The organism is Marinagarivorans algicola (genome assembly GCF_001292705.1).
Taxonomy (GTDB): Bacteria; Pseudomonadota; Gammaproteobacteria; order Pseudomonadales; family Cellvibrionaceae; genus Marinagarivorans; species Marinagarivorans algicola.
The window spans coordinates 93,076-113,152 of the sequence record NZ_LGAK01000009.1; the positions used below are offsets into that span (position 1 = coordinate 93,076).

Sequence of the window (20,077 nt, forward strand, 5' to 3'; positions counted from 1 at the left end):
TAATATTACAGTGTGCCTATCTACTTGTTATGATTTGATTACAAGGAAATAGCATGGATTATTTTTGGTTTTCAGTTTTTATTGCGTTACAGGCGTTGTTATTATTTGCCTTAGCCATGCGCGTTTCGTTATTGCGCATGAAGTTTAAAATATCAACCGGCGATGGTGGTAACGATATTTTATTTGCCGCTATTCGCGCTCAAGGCAACGCCATCGAGCAAGTGCCTATTTTTGCTTTTTTATTACTGGCATTAACGCTCAATCAATTACCTAATATGTACTTAAGCGCATTAGTCACCGCCTTCACACTCGCTCGCGTGGCTCATGCAATGGGTATGAACCACCAAGCCTTTATCGCAAGGCGCTTAGGTGCTGGACTAACGTATTTATTGCAGCTAGTGGCCGTGTTTATGTTGTGCTGGCAGATTTTTTATTAGAGTTAGTGCGCTATTTACTAAAAAGTGAGTTAGGTGAATTATTGGGTTTTGGCCCGCACGGTAAGGCGCTTTAAGAGTGCTGTATACCCTTCTGGGGGCTCCATTCGTAGGCCCCCTCCACGGGTAGCAGAAAAATAAAAGAGCATGCCATTACGCTCGAGTAAATAAAGGCTTGAACATAAAATGTAACTATTCCGAGGGGCCGAAATTGGGTACTGAATCATTGTCTGGGCCGCTCAAACCACCCATGGGCGCTATTTTTTTAAGCACTCTCGGCGCTTAAGCGCCCAAAAAATCATCCGTCAGTATACTGTAAAGTGAGGTTTGTCAGCGATGATGCTCATCAGAAAAAGTTGTGTAAAAGAGCCTTTAAATAATTTAAAGGCTCTTAGGTTATGCAGCAGTTTTTAGTGTAGTGTCTGTTTTATTGGTGTGTAAATATTTACATGAGTCACTGCGCTGCAAGCTCGAGTTGAGCATCTTTGACGGAATCAGCCTCAGGAAGTTTACCCTTAAAAACAAACAGTTTACGCTCTAAATGATAGCTGCTTTCGGGGTTATAAAAAATCTCACGCATTTTAGCGAGTTCTTCGCTGCGATAGTTTTCGAGAGGCTTAAGCGCTTCATCGGCGGCACGGCGTTGGCGCTTTTGCTCTAGCTCTGCTGTGAGGTCAAGTTGCGATGCTTGTTGCTGACAGAAGCTGCGTAAATGCTCATGGTATTGCTCCCAGTCCTCGGGTAACATTTGATCGGCAAAGCGGTATTGTAAGGCTTCGCTAGCTAAGAGCGGCTCACACTCGGTCGTCCATTTTTGTGCCAATTCATGGCCTATACGCTTGGGTAGTAAGTAAGTCCAGTACTCCGAACCATAGAGACCCATTTTGGCATAATGTGGGTTGAGTACGACGCCTTCACGAATAATGACCTTATCACAGGCCAAAGCCAAAATAGCACCACCAGCACCAGCGTTATTACGCAATGCCGCAATGGTTAATTGATTGGGTGTATGAATGATCTCAGCAACAACATCATCAATAGCATTAATATTCTGCCAAGACTCCAGCGCAGGATCAGCCGCTGCTTCAATACAATTTAAATGGATGCCGTTACTGAAGAAGTCCTCACCACCCATAAGAACAATGACTTTGGCATCACTGGCTTTAACGTGTGCTAAGCGCTGCTTAAGGCGTAAGCACTGCTGGGTGTTGGCAGCACCATTGTAAAAATCAAAATAGACATAAGCTACATCACCGATATGCTCAACGCGAATATCATCAATAACCGATGCATCGTACTCGGTAGCAAGGTTCAGGCTCTGATTGCCTGCTAATGCATTGATTACTCTAGCGGCTGGTAGCTTGATTGCTGGGAGCGCAGAATGCGTTTTGCACTTCATTTGCTTGATCCAAACGGCACCGTCGATGGTGGCTATACAGACTGCGCCATGGCGAATCGCTAAAATTTGCTTGGCTTCACCTTTAAGGTTGGGTTCTAGCTCTGGGCCAAATAAATGCACATCATGGCCTAAAAAGTGATCGAGTACGCCAGGGGTTGTATCGGCGGCATAAATTTTTTGCATGATGGTGCGTGTCGTATCGACAGACCAGTCAATGCGACGCAAAGGCTGGCGCAGTAACGGATTGCAAGTGCCTTCAACACCTGGGTTGTTGTAGTTGAGGGGTTTGGGTTGGTAGTTGGGATCTTTAAAATCGAGTAAGGCCTGCTTAATTAGTGCGACTGCCGTGGTACTCACTTCACGTTTGTAGGTGCTGGTTTTACCGGCGCGGCGCAAAGGAAAGTTTTGCGTACCCCAGATATCACCGGCATCCATTTCGCTATCGGCTTGCAATAATGTAACGCCCCAACGTGAGTCGTCATGTGTAATGGCGTAATCAATCGATGAGGGTCCGCGATCGCCTTCAATACCGGGATGTACGATTAAGCATTTATATTGCTGCCAAATGTCTTCGGGAATACGATGGGTTAAAAAGGGGCAAAGTATAAGATCGGGTTGAAAGCTAGCAATTTGCTCCCTCAGCACAGGCTCGTCCATACCATAATGCTGATCAATATCATGTCCGAGTAACACTAATTCCCTTAACACTCTTTGACATAAACCACTAAACGAAGACGCGAGAATTAAAACTTTCATGAGTACATCCTTACAATTGATTAAAAGTTAATTAATAATTTTTTACATTACTTCACAAGTGTGAATACTTTATTAACAGGTACATTACATTAAACTAAACGCTATGTTAAACAAAAGTTGTTAGATTATATTGAAATAAATTAACGTAATCATCAAATGCTATTTTTATTTTTGGTTCTAAAGTGGGGGTAAAAAAATTAAAAAAGAGAAGTGGTTAGCGTTTTGGGGTGAATAAAGTTCAGGTTAACTATTTTTTTAAAATAAAAATAAAAAAAATACTGCGACAATAGTATTGACGCAGTATTAAGAGTGTTATATGAATTTATTTTTCTAAAACCCAATGATTATTTGTTGGTACATTAGTATTAATTTTTGGCGGCTTCTTCTAGTTCATCTTCCTCATCGTCTTCGGCCTCTAGGGCTTCATACATTTTTTTATTTAATTGGCTTAAAGTAACAACTAGGCATAGCACCAGCATAATCATGGAAAAGCAAAAGATAAACAAACCCATAGTCAGTGGCTCAACACCTGACTCTGGCATAGCAAGATTTGGGTTGTGTGTCATAATCATGGCTTCCATTCCAACGTAATGCATACCGCATACCGCTATAGCCATAACAAAAGATGCGCCGATCATTTGCATGGTGCCTTCTAGGTTAAAGGCGAGCCAAAAAGCTGCGGTTGCCGCGGCAATACCAATCAAAACCGATACAATGACGAGTGTATTGTTGTAATCCATATCAGCTGCAGTAATCATCGCGGCCATACCGCTAAAATGCATGCTCGAAATACCTGAACCAGCAATAACGCCAGCAATTAACAGCATAGCAATTGAATTTGGACGCGTACTGAGCAAAAACAGTCCCAATCCCACAACGATTACAGCAATGGCCAGTGAGGCGGCAGTTAGCCATGGGTCATAGACAACGGGCATGCCCATGTCGTATGCAATCATGCCAATAAAGTGCATAGCCCACACCGCACCGCCGCCTAATGCAAAAGATGCCGATATGATCCATTTAGTGCGTTCGCCCTCTTCGGCATGGCGCATACCTTTAACCAGTTGTAGGCCTGTGTATGAGCCAAAAGTAGCAATGAAATAAGAAAGTGCAACAAGAAAAAAATTATAGCTGGGTTCGGCGTGCATCATGTTTTAGGGCTCCTAAAGTGTGTTAAATGTTGTATTAATAACATGGTTTCTATTTGTGTTGAGAGTTTTGAGCACATTAGTGATTTGTTTAGCGTGTTAACACTAGTAATGAACGTGTAATAGGTTAGAATACGCGCCAAATCGCATTTCAGGAAGTCTTAGCTGTCAAAGTATTTATTAAGGTGTCAATGTTGTTTGTTTTTTGACCGACTTCTGTGTGTATTACTGCACCGGGCGTAGTGTATTAATCATTGGGGTTTGTGTGGTTACGCTAACTTTGATTGCCCTGATAATTTGCTTAACCGAGGCTGATATGCCTCATTAGTGATGAGCTTATGCAACCAACACTCTCTCAAAAACCTATAGAGTCTCGTTTATTTACGGTAGGCATCATTGGTGCAACATCAAATGCTTTGGCCGCATTTAATCGAATATTTAGCGTGACGCATCATCGAACACGATCTTACCGAGCAGTTGCTGTGCCGGTGAGCGATGAGCCTAACCAATCTATTGATATTTATGTTTTGTGTGTTAATCATCCAGATGTCATTGCCCAGTGGCGAGGTCATGTCACACGCAAAAGCTTACAGCAGCCACTGATTCGCTTGGCTAAAGCAAATACTCAAGCATCCCCCCAAGAATACATTGTTTCGGTCCCTTTAAATCCGAGTAAATTCTTAAAAACGTTAGATGACTATACGATTAAAGAGCTCAGCTTTTTCCCTGAGTTTGAGATAGGCCTTGATGATAGTCGTGTCTCAGGGCACACATTAGCGGGTATTAGGCTGCTCAAAAACGGTGCTAATAAGCTCAAATTAAACGGTTTGAATAAGGCGCTCGTCATCGATGATAGTTTACCGGTGCGCAAACAAATAGAAATAGAGTTTAGTTTGCTCGACGTTAATGCTGATCTGGCTGCAACAGCCGAAGAAGGCATTGAGCAGCTTAAGACTCAGAACTACGATGTGATTTTTTTAGACGTTGTAATGCCCGGAATGGATGGGTATACAGCATGCAAGAGGATTAGATTGCTACCGCATTATAAAAATGTACCCATTGTATTGTTGACAAGCAAGTCCTCATCATTTGATCGTTTAAAAGGCGCTTTAGCTGGCTGCGATACTTACCTAGTAAAACCTATAAATCATAATGATTTTGAAGATGTTTTAAAACAGCACTTTAAACCCAAAGGAAATTAAAGATGACAACAAGTAAAATTTTATTGGTTGATGACTCACCTGTAGATTTGGCGCATTTAAGACGTATTGTTGAGGGGGCAGGTTATAGCGTTGTAACCGCATCAGATGGCGAAGAGGCTTATAATATTGCAAAATCAGCAAGACCTGATTTGATTTTAATGGATGTAGTTATGGAAGGTATTGACGGTTATGAGGCCTGCCGGCGCATAACGGGAGATCATGAAATTGGTAAAATCCCTATCTTTTTTGTAACAAGTAAAAATCAAAAGGCCGATGAAGTATGGGCTACCATTCAAGGCGGTGTCGCAGTGATTCCTAAGCCTATTAATGAAGAGCAGATATTAAAAGCGATTCGAGAAGCCTAACAAAGGTTGTGATTGCTATACGTGCGCAGTCGATAGAGAAAGCACAGCATGCTGGAGATGTTTGTGAGTGATAAAAAAATATTAAATGATGGCCAAGTTGAAGTTGCGCTTGATTTTTCGGCTCCTCTAAGTGATCGCTGGTCAAAACAGCGCGGTTATGGTGTAACCGTGGGTGAAGTTAATATTTTATTACCGGTTGGCACTTATAGCGAATTAACCTTTGACCCTGTTATTACTGCGCTACCTAATACGCCGCAGTACTTTGTGGGCTTATTGAATATGCGGGGCAACTTGATCCCAGTGTATGATTTGGCCCTATACCTGTATGCAGTCGAGCAAAGCCAACCTGTACTCATCGATTTACCTAAAAAAATAATCAAAAAGCCGCAAGTTGTTATATTAGGTAAAGGTGATGATAGCGTCGCATTATTATGCGATCACTTACCGCAGACATTGGAGTTGTCCATCGATGCGCTACGCAATGCGAATGATCAAGCACCTGCGCCGCTGCAACCGTTTGTATCGCGCAGCTTTTGGCTTAATCATGCATGGTGGTTTGAGTTAGATGTGGCGGCCATTTTTACGTTTCTCGCGCAAGAGTCCGTTTCATAATTTCTTGTCGAAATTTTTTAATGGCAAGCGCTTAAACAGACAAGGGAAATGGCAAAAATTTAAATTTAACTACGCACAACCGGAGTGACTCCATGAAGTTTTTAGTGAATATGCGTATATCCCAAAAGATTATGGCTTTAGTCGCCGGTCTGGTTGTGGGTTTTATTGCCATTGGTGCGGCATATTTTGTACAGGTTAATTTGCAAGCAGAGCAAAGTCGAAAAAATGCACAGTTGAGTGCGATGCAGAATACGCTGATGAACTTAGCGATGACCGGAGCAGGTTTAGCAGCACAAGATGCCAATTTGGAAAAAGCTAAAGATGATATTCAAGTATTGGTTGCGAGTCTTCAGTCAAAAGAGATTAAAGGTGTGCAAACTGATACGATTACACAAGTACTTGAAGAATATTTCTCTGCGCACTCAGAATACACAAGCTTGCAAGGGGCCTTAGCCGAGAAACAACAGTCGGTCATTGCGGCGTTTGCAGTATTGCACGAAAGCCTGCCTTCACAAGCACTCAACTTAGCATTGTTACAGGCCAGCGAAGCGAGTTACCTTGCTGAACCTGATGCGCAGCGCTACGCCAACGTACTCGACAGCCTGAATCGCTTAAAGGATGCTGCCCGTGCTGATGAACAAACAGCTAAGGGGGAAGCGGCTTTGAATGATTTAGAAAAATATTCCCGTGAATTTGAAGCTTTAGCCTACAGCATAAAAGATTTAGAGTCATTAGTGGCTCAAAAAAGCGAGCTGCACAATGCGCTAAATGCCGACGTAAGTGCTTTAGCGATGCAGGTCGAGAAAGATGTTAATGCCGCGCGGACCGAAGCTGAGCAGCAACATCAAACCATGACGGCTGTTTTTATTGTTATGGTATCGATTATTGTGACAGCGACAGCAGTAGGTGTTTACTTTCTCTATAAAGGGATTGTATTTCCTATGACGCATATGCAAAGTGTTATTCGCCGTATTAACCGCGGTAAATTGAAAGCACGCGTAAAAATGATTGGCAATGATGAAATGGGTGATCTGGGTAATGCATTTAACCAGCTGTTAGATGACCGCATTAAAAACTTAGAAGATCAAGCGTTAGAAAATGAACACCTTAACAACTCGATTATTTCATTGATTCGTGCTGTTGGTACGATTGCCCGAAAAGACTTAACTATTAAAGTACCTGTTTCTGCCGATATTACAGGTACAGTATCAGATGCGATTAACTTATTGACATCCGAAACGGCAAAAACCTTAGCTCAAGTAAGAGCGATTTCGGGGGATGTTGACCAAGTGGCTGATGTACTTCAAGAGCAGTCAGAGACAGTAGTGCGCGTTGCAGAAGATGAAAGAAAGCAGGTGATTGCGACAGCAAAAGCACTCGAGGTCTCGGCGCGCGCGATGAATGATATTGCGAGTAAAGCCGGTGATGCGAATAAGCTCGCTAAAGGCGCTATTGCAAATACTCAGCAAGCGCGTGAATCGGTGGAGCAAGCGGTAGAAAGTATTTTGACCATTCGTGAAACCATTTCTGAAACAGAAAAGCGTATTAAGCGTTTGGGTGATCGCTCGCAAGAGATTTCGGGTATTGTTAGTTTGATTAATACCATTGCAGAGCGAACTCATATTTTGGCGTTGAATGCGAGTATGCATGCTGCTTCGGCGGGTGAAGCAGGTAAAGGTTTTGCGGTGGTTGCCGATGAAGTTCAGCGCTTGGCGGAAAATGCCCGTGAAGCAACTGCCGATATTTCGTCAATGGTGAATAATATTCGAGTAGAAACGTCAGACACTGTGAATATTATGAATAAATTAATTGCTGAGGTTGCGCTAGGGACTAAAACGGCTGAAGTGGCGGGTCGGCGAATGAATGAGACAGACCAAGCGACCAATGAGCTTGTAGCACTGGTACAAGTGATGGCGCAAAGCGCTGTGCAACAAGCGGAAGTGACGAATCGCGTACGTGACCGAGCCATGATTATTCGAAACTTCACCGAAAAAACAGGCAGTCAATTAATTCAGCAAAAAACATATACCGATAGTTTAAAAGGCCAATCTGCTTTATTAGTTGAGCAAGTAAGTTTGTTTAAACTACCTGAAAATGTACTGGCGCAATATACCCCTACTAAACCTGAGCAAGTCGTTATTTCAAAGGCGATGTAAGTAGCGGAAGTTATTTTTTAGTGCTATTCAGAGGTACTGAATGGGGTAGTGATGAATCATTGTCTGGGCCGCTTAAGCCACCCATGGGCGCTATATAAGCGCTCTCGGCACTTAAATGCCCAGAAAATCATCCATCAGCATCCTGTCAGGTGAGTTTTTTCAACTTGGCTTAATAGTAACTTTTTATTTATTGGCGTTTAATCAAGTAGTGAGAGTCGCCTGTGGCATACGATAGTCTTTCTCCGCAGCAACAAGAGTTGCTCGATTTGTTACGCAATGAAGTTGCGGAGTATGTAGGTAATGAGCCAGATGATTTATGGCAACGTGTTGACCGCTGGCGTCATTACTTTGAGCATCTTAATAGCCAATTAGAGCACCTAGCGCGCGCAGCTCAAATGGTGGGCTTGCACGGGCTTGGGCTTAGCTGTAATCACTTGGTTAAAATTTTTGCCGGTATTGCCAGCGCACGCACAGCCCCAAGCCCTGAAGTACAAGCGTTAATGGCGCGTTGGGCGGTGGTGTTTTTAGGCTATTTACAACATATTTTTGCGAATGGCTTTAATGCTCAAGCGTGTAAAGATTTGTTGGCCTATTTGCAGGCAGATGAGTGGCCTGAACCCCTAACCCCTGAAGAAGTGACGCTGCTTGAAGAGGCTTTTGAGTGCTCTGAAGTTGTTATTGATGAGGATTCAGAGACGTTATACCCCGATGATATTACCCAAGAGCACGCCAGCTTGGCGATTCCTCACGATGTGCACCCTGAATTATTGGATGGCTTAATTACTGAGCTTCCTGTGCAAGCGGATTTTTTTTCGGCGGCGATTGACCACTATATCCATACCAGCGACGCATCGTATTTATTAACCGCACAGCGTGTTGCCCATACAGTTAAAGGTGCTGGCAATGTGGTGGGGATTCACGGTGTCGCCAATTTAATGCATTATTGTGAAGACCTTTTAGAGACCCACCAAAAAGGCATTGATATGGGGGACGCCGGATTTGCTGATTTACTTTTAGATGCGGCTGATTGCCTAGCAAATATCGCTGATTTTTTACAGGGTTTTGCGCCAGCGCCTGACAATATTCATGCATTGTTGATGTCTCTTGTGGGTGCGCTGACAAGAGAGACCATACAAGCAGAGGCTAGCGTAACGGCACCGCTTGAAGGCACTGTTGACACGGTCGCGTTTGCTGACGATGACATGGCCGCTGCTGACACCTTTATTACGAATGATACCGTGGTGACTGATGATGCATTAGTGATGCAGGACGAGTTACAGGATGCCGATGCGCTGGCGATGGACGCATTGCAGCCGGTTAACGATACAAAAGATAGCGCTTATGTCGCGCAGGAGTCTATGTTTGCAGGAGATCTCGACGCTGAATTCGAGTCCTTGGCGGCCGATTTTGATGATTTGTTTGGTAATGATACTCAACCTGCTACTAGCGATAAGCATCATTCCTCTGATGAGCACGTATTAGGTGATCATGCAGTACGGGGGCCCCTCGATTATCGAGCAGTGCCTCGCGTGCTAACAGAATCGTTTGAAAGTGAAGTGTTTACCGAAGGTGTATTGACGGATATTGATCGTTTAATTGGTGCAGAGCTACCTCAAGAGCTACCCCAAGAGGTATCACTGAATGCTCAATCATTGCCGAGCATAACGACTAAGACCGCTCAAGTGCCCGCTGGTGAAGCGCAAATACCGGCGACCGCTTTAGAGATTGACGCTGAGCCTACCGTGATACTCAGTCACGCAGGACACCGCGATCTCTTGCAGGGCGATGCGCTGCAAGAGAAATTATCGCAACAAGATGATCTGCAAGACAATGGGGTGCCAAGTAATCAACTACATACGGATGCGCTCAAAGCGAGTGCGCCGCGCATCAGCACAGCGGTGCCTAATGCGACCACATCGTTAGCGATGCTAGAGGCTAAGCCGCAATTTAATCTCACTTTATCGGATGAGAAGGCGACTGAGTTATTACGAGTGGCCGGCGAGGTGCAAATTTCTAATACTCAAATTCAATCGCGTGTTAATTCCACATTAAGTGTCGTTGAGGCTACGTTGCGTTTTCAGCAGCAGCTTTTAGATTTGGCGGGCGAGTTAGATAAAAGTTTGGCTCAGCAAAGTGCAGCGTTTATTGCCGCTAATGCTGGCGATGATACGCACATGGATCCATTAGAATTAGAGCGATACCATGAGCTGCATAGTTTTGCCAGCCGCTTACAAGAAGTTACGACTGATGCTCATGAGGCCGTGCAGGAGTCGAATCAATCTTTGATGGATTTGCAAACTATTATTGGCGAGCAGCGCCAGCTGGGTTTTGAAATGCAAAATCAGGTGTTGGGCATTCGGCTACTGCCGGCCTCTATTTTATCGTCTCGTTTTACTCGGGGTGTACGTCAAGCGGCGCGCTTAACCCACAAAGCCGCAACACTCGAGATTATTGGTGATGATGTACTAGTGGATTCACGCGTCTTAAATTCGATTGCCGATCCTGTATTGCATTTGTTGCGTAATGCGGTGGATCACGGGTTAGAGCAAAGTGCACTTGAGCGTGAGCAAAAAGGCAAAAGCGCCGAAGGTAAAATTACTCTGACGTTTGAACGTATTGGGGACACGATTAAAGTACGTGTGAGTGATGATGGCCAAGGTATTGATTATCGGCTCATTGAAAAAATAGCCATTGAGCGAGGCATTGTGAGCACTGAACAAAGCCATACGCACAGTGAGCTTGACCGTATTATTTTAATGCCTGGTTTTAGTACGCGTAGTGCGGTGACCCAAACATCGGGTCGCGGTATAGGCTTAGATGTTGTGAGTGATCAGGTGCGCCAGCTTAAAGGCTATTTGAGCGTACACAGCGAGGCCGATCAAGGCACAACGTTTGAATTGTCTATGCCGATGAGTGTGTTGTCGGCGCATATGTTGATGGTGAACTGCGCCGATCAGGTGCACGGTATTATTAGTCGAGGCTTGCAGCAAATTGCCCACCTACAAGCGGGTGATTTGCAGCAAGATGATCAAAAGCGATGGTTTTATGACTTCTATGGTAAATCTGTACCGGTCTTCTTTTTGAATCAGATGGTCGGTGTTGACGATGGTTTTAGTACCGATGCCACAATTTACCGATCATTATTAATAACACCCAAAGCGGATGGCGAGCTTTGTGGTGTTGCGGTAGAGCAAATAACCGCTAGTGAAGAGCATGTTATTAAGCCGTTGGGTCGTTTTAGCTATCATCCTGCCGGCGTTACTGGCGCGGCGATTTTAGGGAATGGCGCTATTGCACCCGTCTTAGATATTCATGACTTTCCGGTATTGCGCTTCACCGAAGAGGAGCGTAAACATTGGCAGGAGCGTACAGCTTTATTAGGTGTGCGTAAAAAACCTGTGGTAGCTACCAAGCCTATTGCTTTGATAGCTGATGACTCTCTGAGTGCTCGTCGTGCGCTGGCGCAATTTATGGCGGATTTTGGGTACGATGTTGTGACGGCGCGCGATGGTTTTGATGCCATTAATCAAATGGCGGAGCTTCCCGAAGGTCGCGCGCCAGTGATTGCCTTACTGGATTTGGAAATGCCACGTATGAACGGGCTTGAATTAACCGCTCATATGCGTTCGCAACCAGATTATCAGCGTATACCTATTGCCATGGTGACCTCACGAACTACTGCGAGGCACAAAGTGATGGCCAAAAGTGCAGGCGTGGGAGCTTATTTAAACAAGCCTTGGAGTGATGATGAGTTAACCCAAGTATTGACTGAGCTTTTGCCGCAAGACTTTCATGCTGTCAGCGCATAAGTCAGAGTGTACTGTGTTATAGGGTGTGTTATCGCAGGGTATGCTATCGCGGTGTTATTGCGTGTGCGGCTGTGGACTCGCATTATTATATGAGCTCATCTTGATTGTGCGCGAAGATCGAGCGTTGTTAGGGTGTATCGATGCGGAATAAAAAGCATTTCGATAGCTCTTTAAATAATAAGGTGCCAAATACTTTCTTTTGGCGTATAGGATGAGTTGAGGTTCTGCGAAATTTTGTTTTTATCATAAAATATATATGCGAGTTGGTTTTGCAGCATAAGCGGCTGCCAATCGCATGGCCGATTAGTGCGCTTATTGAGCTAATACAGGCCTGAATAAATCGAGCGTATTCACTGGATATTTACGTGTTGAGAGGGCTTTTATAACGCTTGGCTCTACGATCTACGGAAGTCACTACATAAAGTCATCAGATAAAGTCATTAGATAAAATCAAAGCCTAAGACCCCAGAGGGCAGGGTGAATGACTGATGATCGTGTGGGTACTTCTGAGTACTGCTCAATTTAAGTATCACCCGACAATAACCTCATAGCAACCACGTGGCGCATCATTATGATTGAAAAGAATTATTTAAAGAGTAAGCCTATTTGTAAAGTCAAATTCGTACTTCCTCGCCAACGCGCTGAAGGTGTGAAAACGGTACATCTAGTAGGAACATTTAATGATTGGAATGTTGATGCGCAAAAACTTCGCAAGCAAAAAAACGGCGCATATGCCGCAACGCTCTCACTGCCTGTAGGTGAGCAACATGAATTTCGCTACTTGTTAAATGGCGATACCTGGGAAAATGATGATAGTGCAGATCATTATGTGCCGAGTAATGTAAGCTTTGAAGAAAACTCAGTTGTTGTTTTGTAAGGCTTTTTGATGGCGTCTTAATACGACACAAAGTTCCGAGAGCTTAGCGAGCGCCTAGGGTGCGCAAAAAGTTTAGCGTTGTAATGAGCGGTAGGCCAATTAGTGCGCTGGGGTCATCACTGGTTACGCGCTTAAACAGCGATAATCCAAGGCCTTCAGATTTAAAGCTACCGGCACAATCAAAGGGTTGCTCTTGCTTAAGATAGTCTTCTATGTCGGCGCTGGTGAGCGGCCTAAATTCAACTTCTGTTGTCACTACATCGCTGAGTAAAGCTGGCCCTTTACGTACACACACGGCGGTATGAAAAAGGACCGTCTGCCCTGATTGTAATTGGAGTTGTTGAACGGCTTTTTCATAGTCTCCAGGCTTGCCTAGTGGCACGCCGTTGAGGCTCGCTACTTGATCGCTTCCTATAATCGTCACGTGAGGGGCATGCTGTGCAATATGGTGAGTCTTCGCGATAGCTAAGCGCAGTGCTTGCGCCTTGGGTTGTTCCTGATAGTGCGCGGCTTCGTCAATATCGGGTGCTATGCACCGAGCGTTAATGTTTACTTGCGCTAGTAATTGTTTGCGGTAGCGAGAAGATGAAGCAAGAATAATATCCATAGTGTTTATTGGGTCTTAATGTTTGGCGGCTACACTTTTGTGGTTGTGGTTGTGGTTGTGGTAAAACGACTGCCGGTTGCAAGTCGCTATAAAGTTTCGATTTACGCAAATCTATCTGTACGTATGGTCAGCTCTGGTGGGGTAATGATGTATTTATTCGCTACTGTTAGGGTTGATCGACAGTACCGCAGTAATCGTTAAAGGAGTGTTGTTGCGGTACACCTCCAGCTTAACCTCTTCGCCTGGGCGGGACTCTTTAACTTCTTGCATACTACGAAGGCTACCACTCAAGCCATTATTTACCTTCTGATCGTTCACTTTTATAATAATGTCGCCAGGCGTTAGACCGGCAATATGGGCCGGGCCATTCTTGTACACCCCAGTGACCAATAAACCATGTGGTGACGGAAGACGATAGCGGCTTGCCAGCTGCGGAGTAATGGGTTGAGCGGTCACTCCGAGCCAGCCGCGTACGACGCGTCCAAACTCAATAATATCGCTTAGACTTTGCAAAGCGGTTTCGGCGGGTATAGCAAGGCCTATTCCGTTCAGATTATTTTCACCAATACGATCCAACATGGCGGTGTTGATGCCTACAAGATTACCGTAAGCATCAATAAGTGCACCACCGCTATTACCTGGGTTAATAGCGGCATCGGTTTGAATGAAGTTCTCGAAAGTGTTAATGCCAAGCCCGTAACGCCCTACTGCCGAGATAATGCCTTGCGTTACGGTTTGGCCCATGCCAAAGGGGTTGCCTACCGCCAAGACAACATCGCCGACCATAAGTGGGCGCTCGTTGATGCTGATCGCTGTGAGCTGATCTAAAGCTATTTTGAGGACAGCGAGATCGTTTTCTTTATCGATACCGATAAGGTCAGCCTGAGCGTCGCGACCATCTTGGAGCTGCACAACAATTTCGTCAGCGCCTTGAATGACATGGTTGTTGGTTAGCAAGTATCCCGATTGAGTGACAATAACACCTGACCCCAAGGCTGACTGCATACGCTCTTGTCGAGAGCTGTCTGCATTATTAAAAAAGTGCCGAAAAAGGGGGTCATTAAACAACGGGCGGCGTTCGTTAGTGAATTTTTTGCGTGTATAGATGTTAACCACAGCGTGCGCGGCATGCTGTACGGCTTGCGCGTAAGATGCAGGCGCAGTGTTTTGGCTGGGTCGATGTACAAAGGTGGCGCGTCCGTCTTGCACGCTAATTTGTGGCGCAACCATCAGTACCACCAGTGCCGCAAGTAAGCCAAAAAGTAGCGGCCATCGAGTAAATAAGAATACCTTGTAGAGCACGTGCTTTAGCTGCTTTTAATGTCGTCGTGCGGGTCGTTGCCTGCGGTCTTGACTTCAATGCTACTCGTATCTTCCGGCTCTTCAGCCAAACCAAAATCTTCGCTCAGCACGCCTTGCTGGCCCGGTGTTTTGGGGGCCCAGTCCTGAGGCGGTTTAATGGTTGCTGGGTCTATATTTTCGAGAGCTTGTGGGGGTGGTGTAGGCTCTTCATCGCTTTGAGCTAAAATGGCGCGGCTGATATCAGGGCTGGTAAGATGAAGTGCACCGCTGACCAAGTGGTCGCGCAACTGCTGTTGACGTTGCTGGCTTTCTACAATAAGGCGGGAAGTATCAACAAAATGTTGTGCAACATTTTGTTGATACTGATTGTATTCATTTTGCAGCGTGTTGTGTTTGGCTTCTAAATCTTTTGGCTGGCCAGTGTTTTGGATGGTGCGCATAATCAATAAACCTATTGCGATACCGATCAATAGGCAGGCAAGGCTGGTGACAATAAGGACTGTAGTTGAAATCACGGTGTCTCCTCAAAAGTTAGCTAACGGGCGAATCATACAGTAAGCAGTGGAATACTGCATATATCTGTGTATTGAGTATGGCCTAAAAGTATCTGGCTGAGGGTATCAAGGTAAAAAAACAGCGCAATACGCATGAATTAAGTGAGTTCTGATGGCACGCTGTAGTTAGTATGTAATGGCTATAGTTTTTCATCGTGTGAGGCTTTTGAGTGTAACTTCGATAGATTGCTTAGGATTGCAGCGCTAGACTATTGAGTCGTCCAGCGTAAAATAGCGCATCGCCAAGGGGGCTAAGTCGATTTTGGGCTTATACAATAAAGGGGGAAAGTGTGAATACTTTAAAGCAATTGGAAGATGGCGCTTACCAAGGCGCCACACGGTTGGCACTAGCGCAAGAACTCACTGATTTTCCCGAAGCTATTTTTACCTTAGCCGACACATTAGAAATTTTAGATTTATCAAATAATTGCTTAACAAGCTTGCCCGATGATTTACATCGCTTGCACCGCTTAAAGGTTCTTTTTGTTTCAAATAATCACTTTACTGTTTTGCCAGCCGCGTTAGGGGCTTGCAAAAACTTGGAAATGATCGGCTTTAAAGCCAATCGTATTACTCATGTACCTGCCTGCGCACTGCCCGCTAAACTCCGGTGGTTGATTCTTACCGACAATGCCATCGAGTCACTACCAGAGGCGATTGGCGAGCGACCTTATTTACAAAAATTAATGCTGGCAGGTAATCGCTTAACCGCGCTGCCAGATACGCTAGCGCGGTGTCACAACTTACAGCTTCTCAGAATCTCTGCTAATCAATTGACCTCGTTCCCCCGTGTTTTGTGCAAACTGCCTCGTTTAGCGTGGCTAGCCTTTGCGGGTAACCCTTTTGAGCCGCCGGCGCCGCTAGATAGCGAATGGCAAGTGCCTAAAGTGCGTATGGATCACCTAAAATGTCATGACGTGTTAGGCCGTGGGGCGTCAGGAGTGATTTGGCGGGCCTCATGGCGAGTGAACGCCTATAAAATGCCTAAGCATGTCGCGGTTAAAGTATTTCATGGCTCTGTGACTAGTGATGGCTACCCTCGCGATGAATTAGCGATTGCTGTGCGTGTTGGTGCTCATGCCAATGTGGTGCGTACGGTGGGTTATGTTCAAAGCGATGAGGCATTGGCAGTAGTGATGAAGCTAATACCGAGCGATTATCGCAATTTAGGTTTACCACCGAGCCTGCACAGCTGTACGCGTGATACCTTTGCTCCAAATGAGCGTTTAAGTTTGGCTGATATCGCAATCTTGATGGTGCAAATGGAATCGGTATTAGCGCATTTGAGGGTGCGACAAATCAGCCATGGCGATGTTTATGCGCATAATGTTCTCGTTAATGACGAGATGCAGTTACTCTTTGGCGATTTTGGTGCCGCGTCGTATTACGGGTATTTATCCGAGCCAATCCAGCAAGCTATAGTAGCCATAGAGAAGCGCGCGTTAGGCTATTTTATTGAAGACTTGCTCAGCCTTTGCGTTGATGACCAGTCCCAGAGCGCACTTGCGCAGCTAGCCTATTGGCGCCAGCAAGCAAGTATGCTAATCGCCTCATAATGCATAATGATATGGCTCAGAGTCTCTATGGAATGTTTAATGTTGAAAAGCAAGCCACCGCAGCGCGCGGCCTTAAAATAGATTGACTGACAAAGCGTCACGCAAAAAAAAAGCCCAGTTTTACTGGGCTTTTTTTGAAATGGCGGTGAGGGAGGGATTCGAACCCTCGAGGCCTTGCGACCTACACACTTTCCAGGCGTGCTCCTTCGACCACTCGGACACCTCACCAAATTAGGCGCGCAACTCTATCGAAGCTTGACGCTAAAGGCAAATGATATCTGTTTATCAGTCTTTAAAAAGGCAAAATAATGGTGTTTGTTACCCATAAAGGCGATGTTGAACCATACTTTAGGGTAATGCGGCGATTATTTTGAGTTATATTCATGGAGTTTAAGGTCGTTACCTTGGTTGTTTTGATCGAGGCTTTTGTCTTTGCGTTATTAATCATTGCGGGTATGGTGGTGTACATTCGCAAGCTTAAGTCATTGCTGCTTCGCGCCCAAAAAAAGCTTATCAGCAAGCAAGCGGCACCAGCGCGCTCGGCCATCACGCCCAGCCCCTAGTTGTGCCTGAGTTTAGCGACTCATCAGCATACATTGCTTCTAAGGCCAGCACTCTTAAGGCTATCTCGGCGAACGCTATAGACCAGCCCCGCGCCTCGCTGAGCACCTATACGCATTATCTTGATAGGCATGTCTGTGGCATACGTGACTATCATGCGCAATTTAAGGCAGGCCGAGATATTGACCTTGATGTTGGCTCTAGCGTACCGATTGACAGGCGCGTCGCAGCCTTTAGGTATACCAGTAAAGCGCAGGCTGGTGAATATTTTCAGCACATACAAGATAAAATAGCATGCATTGTAGATGATGGAAATCAGAGTGAGTTGGTTGATTTGGTGGGCCAGTATCAGTGTAGTTATGATATCGTTGATGTGGCCACGCAAGAGCTGCGTGAATTACGCCAAATGACGAATGAGCAGCACCAGATGATCGATGATTTGAGGCTAACAATTAAAAGTGCTAGCGATGCTTGCGTTAAAATTGATCTGATTCGTGAGCTTGAGGACGAGCTTACACGGCATAAGCGCTTTTTAGAGGAGTCGGCATTGTGTATTCAATTAATGGCAGATGAGCTGGCGATGACGTACAAGGAGCTTCAAAGTCTGCGGTCAAAACTCAGTGCTCTGCCTGACTTAAAAGCTCATATTCAAGAGCTTGAAAGCGATATGTGTGCCACTGATACGGTGGCTCACTATTTAAAAGAAGAAGTTGTAGGCCTAAAAGCTGCGTTGGTGGCCCCAAAAGACAAGCATGCCCCAGGGGAACCTACCAGCCCAGAAACCCCCATCAATAATGCAGCTGTGTAGGAGGCGATGCTTTGACTTTGGATGCTGGCGGGGTTGCAAGGCGCTCTGTGAGTCACGAGGCGCTGTTAGGTATTACGGGTTCGAGTGAGGAGTATTTGAGTGCTGAACGTGTGAATATTGAGAGTGAGCATTTGCTAGTACACAAATATGAGGTACTGGTGTAAGAGCACAATCAATTAAAAAAACAATACAAGGGTTTAGATGAGCGCTATTTAGATTTAAAATTAGAAGGCCAGAGTCATTGAGTGCAATATGGACAATTGGTAATAAAAAGCGTTTAATGCCTGCCGTTAAGCGCACACGCGTGAGAATTGGAAGGGTATGGCTTAATCTAGGCGGCCTTGAATATCTTGCGAGTGTATGAGCAGGCAATGCCGGTATATGTGTAGTGAACATATTTGTATGTTGTGTATTCTTATAGAAGGTTCAAACGCTAAGGAGTTCACTGTTGGTGGAAAATGTCATTAATAGAATAATAATTGAGTGCGCATATGAGCGACAACTCAGCACAAAAAAAACATTCAGCTGGCGCTGAGGTATCCGTGCGTCAGCACGATATCCGAGCGCTTATTTGCTTTGCTGCAGCGGGTACGGCTATTACGCATGTTAATTGGCCTGATGCCGATTGGCTGTTGTTTTTTGCAGGTCTGTTAGTCGGTATTTACACTGTTGTTAGCTACTTTTTGATCAAGCGTAGGATGCTTAGCCAGCATAAAACGTTTGACCACTTTATGGTAGCTGATGCTGCATTAGTTGGTGTCATACTGAGTTTGTGCGACTTTAGTGTGTTGCCTACCATCATGTTTGTAACAATGGTGCAGTTTAATAGCCTTATTAACGGCGGCTTGCACAAGTGGAGTATTGATACTGCAGCATTAGTGGCAGGCATTGTGGTGAGCTTGGTTATACGGGTGCCTGAGTGGCAGTACTCTTCGCGTTTAGAAATTAATGCCGTTAGTTTAATTGGTATATTCATTTATTTTTGCGCGTATGCGCTTTATGCCTATAACCGTATGCGTAGGCTTTCTGAGCAGGTTAAAAAGCTCTCTAGTGAGCATACGCTGTACAAGCTCAAAACCTATAAGCTTGCTCGCTATTTACCGCCAACAGTTTGGCGAGCCATTAGCGAGGGTCGTGAGCAATCACTCACTACTGAGCGTAAGCGTGTGACGGTGTTTTTCTCTGATATCCAAGGTTTTAGCACCCTAGCCGAAGAGCTAGAGGCAGAAACCTTGACCGAGCTGCTGAATTCTTATTTAACAGAGATGGCAAGAATTGCCGCCAAGCACAAGGGCACCATCGATAAGTTTATGGGTGATGGGGTCATGGTGATTTTTGGTGATGCTCAAAGCGAAGGTATGAAGCTAGATGCGTTACGTTGCGTTTCTATGGCGATTGAAATGCGTAAAAAAATGCAAGAGCTACAAGCGCGCTGGTATAACCAAGGCATTAAAAAGCCGATGTTGATCCGTATGGGGATTAATACAGGGTATTGCACCGTGGGTTCCTTTGGGACAAGTCAATATATGGATTACACCGTGCTGGGTACTCACGCGAATATTGCTTCGCGCTTGGAGTCGGCTGCCGAGCCGGGTGAAATTTTAATCTCACATCAAACGTGGTCTTTAGTCAAAGATGTGGTGATGTGCCGTGATCAAGGTGAGATTAGTGTTAAAGGACTTACCCATCCGGTACGTATTTATCAAGTAGTTGACTTCCGTAAGGATTTGGGAAAAGGGCAGACATGGTTCGAAGAAAACATGACGGGGTTTTCTATGCATATGGATCTTGAAAAGATTCGTAACTACGATAAAAACCGTGTCATAGAAATGTTAAGTAGTGCTGCCGACCGCTTAAAAGATAAAAGTATTAAATAACCTCAACCTTGAAAGTGGTGGCCCTGCTGTTTTATGCTTGTGTATGACTCGAGT

17 protein-coding genes and 1 tRNA gene are annotated in these 20,077 nt (G+C 45.1%); 12 read left to right on the forward strand and 6 right to left on the reverse strand.

The features are described from left to right. Positions 1 to 53: 53 nt before the first annotated feature. Positions 54 to 437: an MAPEG family protein gene (locus AC438_RS03680; protein ID WP_053979922.1), complete on the forward strand. Its 384-nt coding sequence runs from the start codon at positions 54 to 56 to the stop codon at positions 435 to 437. A gap of 451 nt (positions 438 to 888) precedes the next feature. Here the strand turns inward: AC438_RS03680 and AC438_RS03685 are convergent, their stop codons facing one another. Together AC438_RS03685 and AC438_RS03690 are read right to left on the reverse strand one after the other, a co-directional pair. Beyond that, complete coding sequence (locus tag AC438_RS03685; RefSeq protein ID WP_082353956.1) at positions 889 to 2,589, reverse strand: hydrogenase maturation protein; 1,701 nt, start codon at positions 2,587 to 2,589, stop codon at positions 889 to 891. A 365-nt stretch (positions 2,590 to 2,954) separates the two neighbouring features. After that, positions 2,955 to 3,740, reverse strand: coding sequence for an MHYT domain-containing protein (locus AC438_RS03690; protein WP_053979924.1), 786 nt, complete (start codon positions 3,738 to 3,740; stop codon positions 2,955 to 2,957). Between the two features lie 335 nt (positions 3,741 to 4,075). Here AC438_RS03690 and AC438_RS03695 point away from each other — a divergent pair, with 335 nt between their 5' ends. The 6 genes from AC438_RS03695 (at position 4,076) to AC438_RS03720 (ending at position 12,758) form a co-directional block, all read left to right on the forward strand. After that, complete coding sequence (locus AC438_RS03695; protein ID WP_053979925.1) at positions 4,076 to 4,939, forward strand: response regulator; 864 nt, start codon at positions 4,076 to 4,078, stop codon at positions 4,937 to 4,939. 2 nt (positions 4,940 to 4,941) lie between these two features. Continuing rightward, positions 4,942 to 5,304: a response regulator gene (locus AC438_RS03700; protein ID WP_053979926.1), complete on the forward strand. Its 363-nt coding sequence runs from the start codon at positions 4,942 to 4,944 to the stop codon at positions 5,302 to 5,304. A gap of 63 nt (positions 5,305 to 5,367) precedes the next feature. Then, positions 5,368 to 5,916, forward strand: coding sequence for a chemotaxis protein CheW (locus tag AC438_RS03705; RefSeq protein ID WP_162230692.1), 549 nt, complete (start codon positions 5,368 to 5,370; stop codon positions 5,914 to 5,916). A 92-nt stretch (positions 5,917 to 6,008) separates the two neighbouring features. Continuing rightward, positions 6,009 to 8,072 (forward strand): methyl-accepting chemotaxis protein, encoded by a 2,064-nt coding sequence (locus tag AC438_RS03710; protein ID WP_053979928.1) that lies wholly within the window; start codon positions 6,009 to 6,011, stop codon positions 8,070 to 8,072. Between the two features lie 221 nt (positions 8,073 to 8,293). Then, positions 8,294 to 11,881, forward strand: a complete 3,588-nt coding sequence (locus tag AC438_RS03715; protein ID WP_053979929.1) for a hybrid sensor histidine kinase/response regulator — start codon at positions 8,294 to 8,296, stop codon at positions 11,879 to 11,881. A gap of 571 nt (positions 11,882 to 12,452) precedes the next feature. Then, positions 12,453 to 12,758 carry an isoamylase early set domain-containing protein gene (locus tag AC438_RS03720; RefSeq protein ID WP_238376308.1) on the forward strand — a complete coding sequence of 102 codons (306 nt, stop codon included), beginning with the start codon at positions 12,453 to 12,455 and terminating at the stop codon, positions 12,756 to 12,758. Between the two features lie 43 nt (positions 12,759 to 12,801). Here AC438_RS03720 and AC438_RS03725 read toward each other — a convergent pair whose 3' ends face one another. The 3 genes from AC438_RS03725 to AC438_RS03735 form a co-directional block, all read right to left on the reverse strand. Then, a complete protein-coding gene (locus AC438_RS03725; protein WP_053979931.1) occupies positions 12,802 to 13,365 on the reverse strand; it encodes a Maf family protein in 564 nt (187 codons plus the stop codon). A 153-nt stretch (positions 13,366 to 13,518) separates the two neighbouring features. Further along, a complete protein-coding gene (locus tag AC438_RS03730) occupies positions 13,519 to 14,595 on the reverse strand; it encodes a trypsin-like peptidase domain-containing protein (protein ID WP_082353961.1) in 1,077 nt (358 codons plus the stop codon). A 77-nt stretch (positions 14,596 to 14,672) separates the two neighbouring features. Then, complete coding sequence (locus AC438_RS03735; protein WP_053979933.1) at positions 14,673 to 15,182, reverse strand: Z-ring associated ZapG family protein; 510 nt, start codon at positions 15,180 to 15,182, stop codon at positions 14,673 to 14,675. A gap of 329 nt (positions 15,183 to 15,511) precedes the next feature. Here AC438_RS03735 and AC438_RS03740 point away from each other — a divergent pair, with 329 nt between their 5' ends. Continuing rightward, positions 15,512 to 16,777 (forward strand): leucine-rich repeat-containing protein kinase family protein, encoded by a 1,266-nt coding sequence (locus AC438_RS03740; RefSeq protein WP_053979934.1) that lies wholly within the window; start codon positions 15,512 to 15,514, stop codon positions 16,775 to 16,777. Positions 16,778 to 16,917: 140 nt separating this feature from the next. Here the strand turns inward: AC438_RS03740 and AC438_RS03745 are convergent. Continuing rightward, a tRNA-Ser gene (locus AC438_RS03745) sits at positions 16,918 to 17,005 on the reverse strand. 155 nt (positions 17,006 to 17,160) lie between these two features. Between AC438_RS03745 and AC438_RS03750 the strand changes: the two genes are divergently transcribed. The 4 genes from AC438_RS03750 to AC438_RS03760 all read left to right on the forward strand — a co-directional run bounded on the left by AC438_RS03750 (position 17,161) and on the right by AC438_RS03760 (position 20,023). Further along, positions 17,161 to 17,340, forward strand: a complete 180-nt coding sequence (locus AC438_RS03750) for a hypothetical protein (protein ID WP_053979935.1) — start codon at positions 17,161 to 17,163, stop codon at positions 17,338 to 17,340. A 2-nt stretch (positions 17,341 to 17,342) separates the two neighbouring features. After that, positions 17,343 to 18,146, forward strand: coding sequence for a hypothetical protein (locus AC438_RS03755; RefSeq protein ID WP_053979936.1), 804 nt, complete (start codon positions 17,343 to 17,345; stop codon positions 18,144 to 18,146). A gap of 11 nt (positions 18,147 to 18,157) precedes the next feature. Then, the gene (locus tag AC438_RS16745; RefSeq protein WP_156316986.1) at positions 18,158 to 18,310 is read left to right on the forward strand and encodes a hypothetical protein; all 153 of its coding nucleotides are present in this window, start codon (positions 18,158 to 18,160) and stop codon (positions 18,308 to 18,310) included. Positions 18,311 to 18,637: 327 nt separating this feature from the next. After that, entirely contained in the window at positions 18,638 to 20,023 is a 1,386-nt protein-coding gene (locus AC438_RS03760; protein ID WP_053979937.1) for an adenylate/guanylate cyclase domain-containing protein, read from the forward strand. The last annotated feature ends 54 nt before the right edge of the window (positions 20,024 to 20,077 follow it).

What these genes read in the sequence shown, in the direction of transcription:
- AC438_RS03680 (WP_053979922.1), top strand. Translation starts at nt 54, where the DNA reads ATGGATTATTTTTGGTTTTCAGTTTTTATTGCGTTACAGGCGTTGTTA.
- AC438_RS03685 (WP_082353956.1), bottom strand. Translation starts at nt 2,589, where the DNA reads ATGAAAGTTTTAATTCTCGCGTCTTCGTTTAGTGGTTTATGTCAAAGA.
- AC438_RS03690 (WP_053979924.1), bottom strand. Translation starts at nt 3,740, where the DNA reads ATGATGCACGCCGAACCCAGCTATAATTTTTTTCTTGTTGCACTTTCT.
- AC438_RS03695 (WP_053979925.1), top strand. Translation starts at nt 4,076, where the DNA reads ATGCAACCAACACTCTCTCAAAAACCTATAGAGTCTCGTTTATTTACG.
- AC438_RS03700 (WP_053979926.1), top strand. Translation starts at nt 4,942, where the DNA reads ATGACAACAAGTAAAATTTTATTGGTTGATGACTCACCTGTAGATTTG.
- AC438_RS03710 (WP_053979928.1), top strand. Translation starts at nt 6,009, where the DNA reads ATGAAGTTTTTAGTGAATATGCGTATATCCCAAAAGATTATGGCTTTA.
- AC438_RS03720 (WP_238376308.1), top strand. Translation starts at nt 12,453, where the DNA reads ATGATTGAAAAGAATTATTTAAAGAGTAAGCCTATTTGTAAAGTCAAA.
- AC438_RS03725 (WP_053979931.1), bottom strand. Translation starts at nt 13,365, where the DNA reads ATGGATATTATTCTTGCTTCATCTTCTCGCTACCGCAAACAATTACTA.
- AC438_RS03730 (WP_082353961.1), bottom strand. Translation starts at nt 14,595, where the DNA reads ATGGTTGCGCCACAAATTAGCGTGCAAGACGGACGCGCCACCTTTGTA.
- AC438_RS03750 (WP_053979935.1), top strand. Translation starts at nt 17,161, where the DNA reads ATGGAGTTTAAGGTCGTTACCTTGGTTGTTTTGATCGAGGCTTTTGTC.
- AC438_RS03760 (WP_053979937.1), top strand. Translation starts at nt 18,638, where the DNA reads ATGAGCGACAACTCAGCACAAAAAAAACATTCAGCTGGCGCTGAGGTA.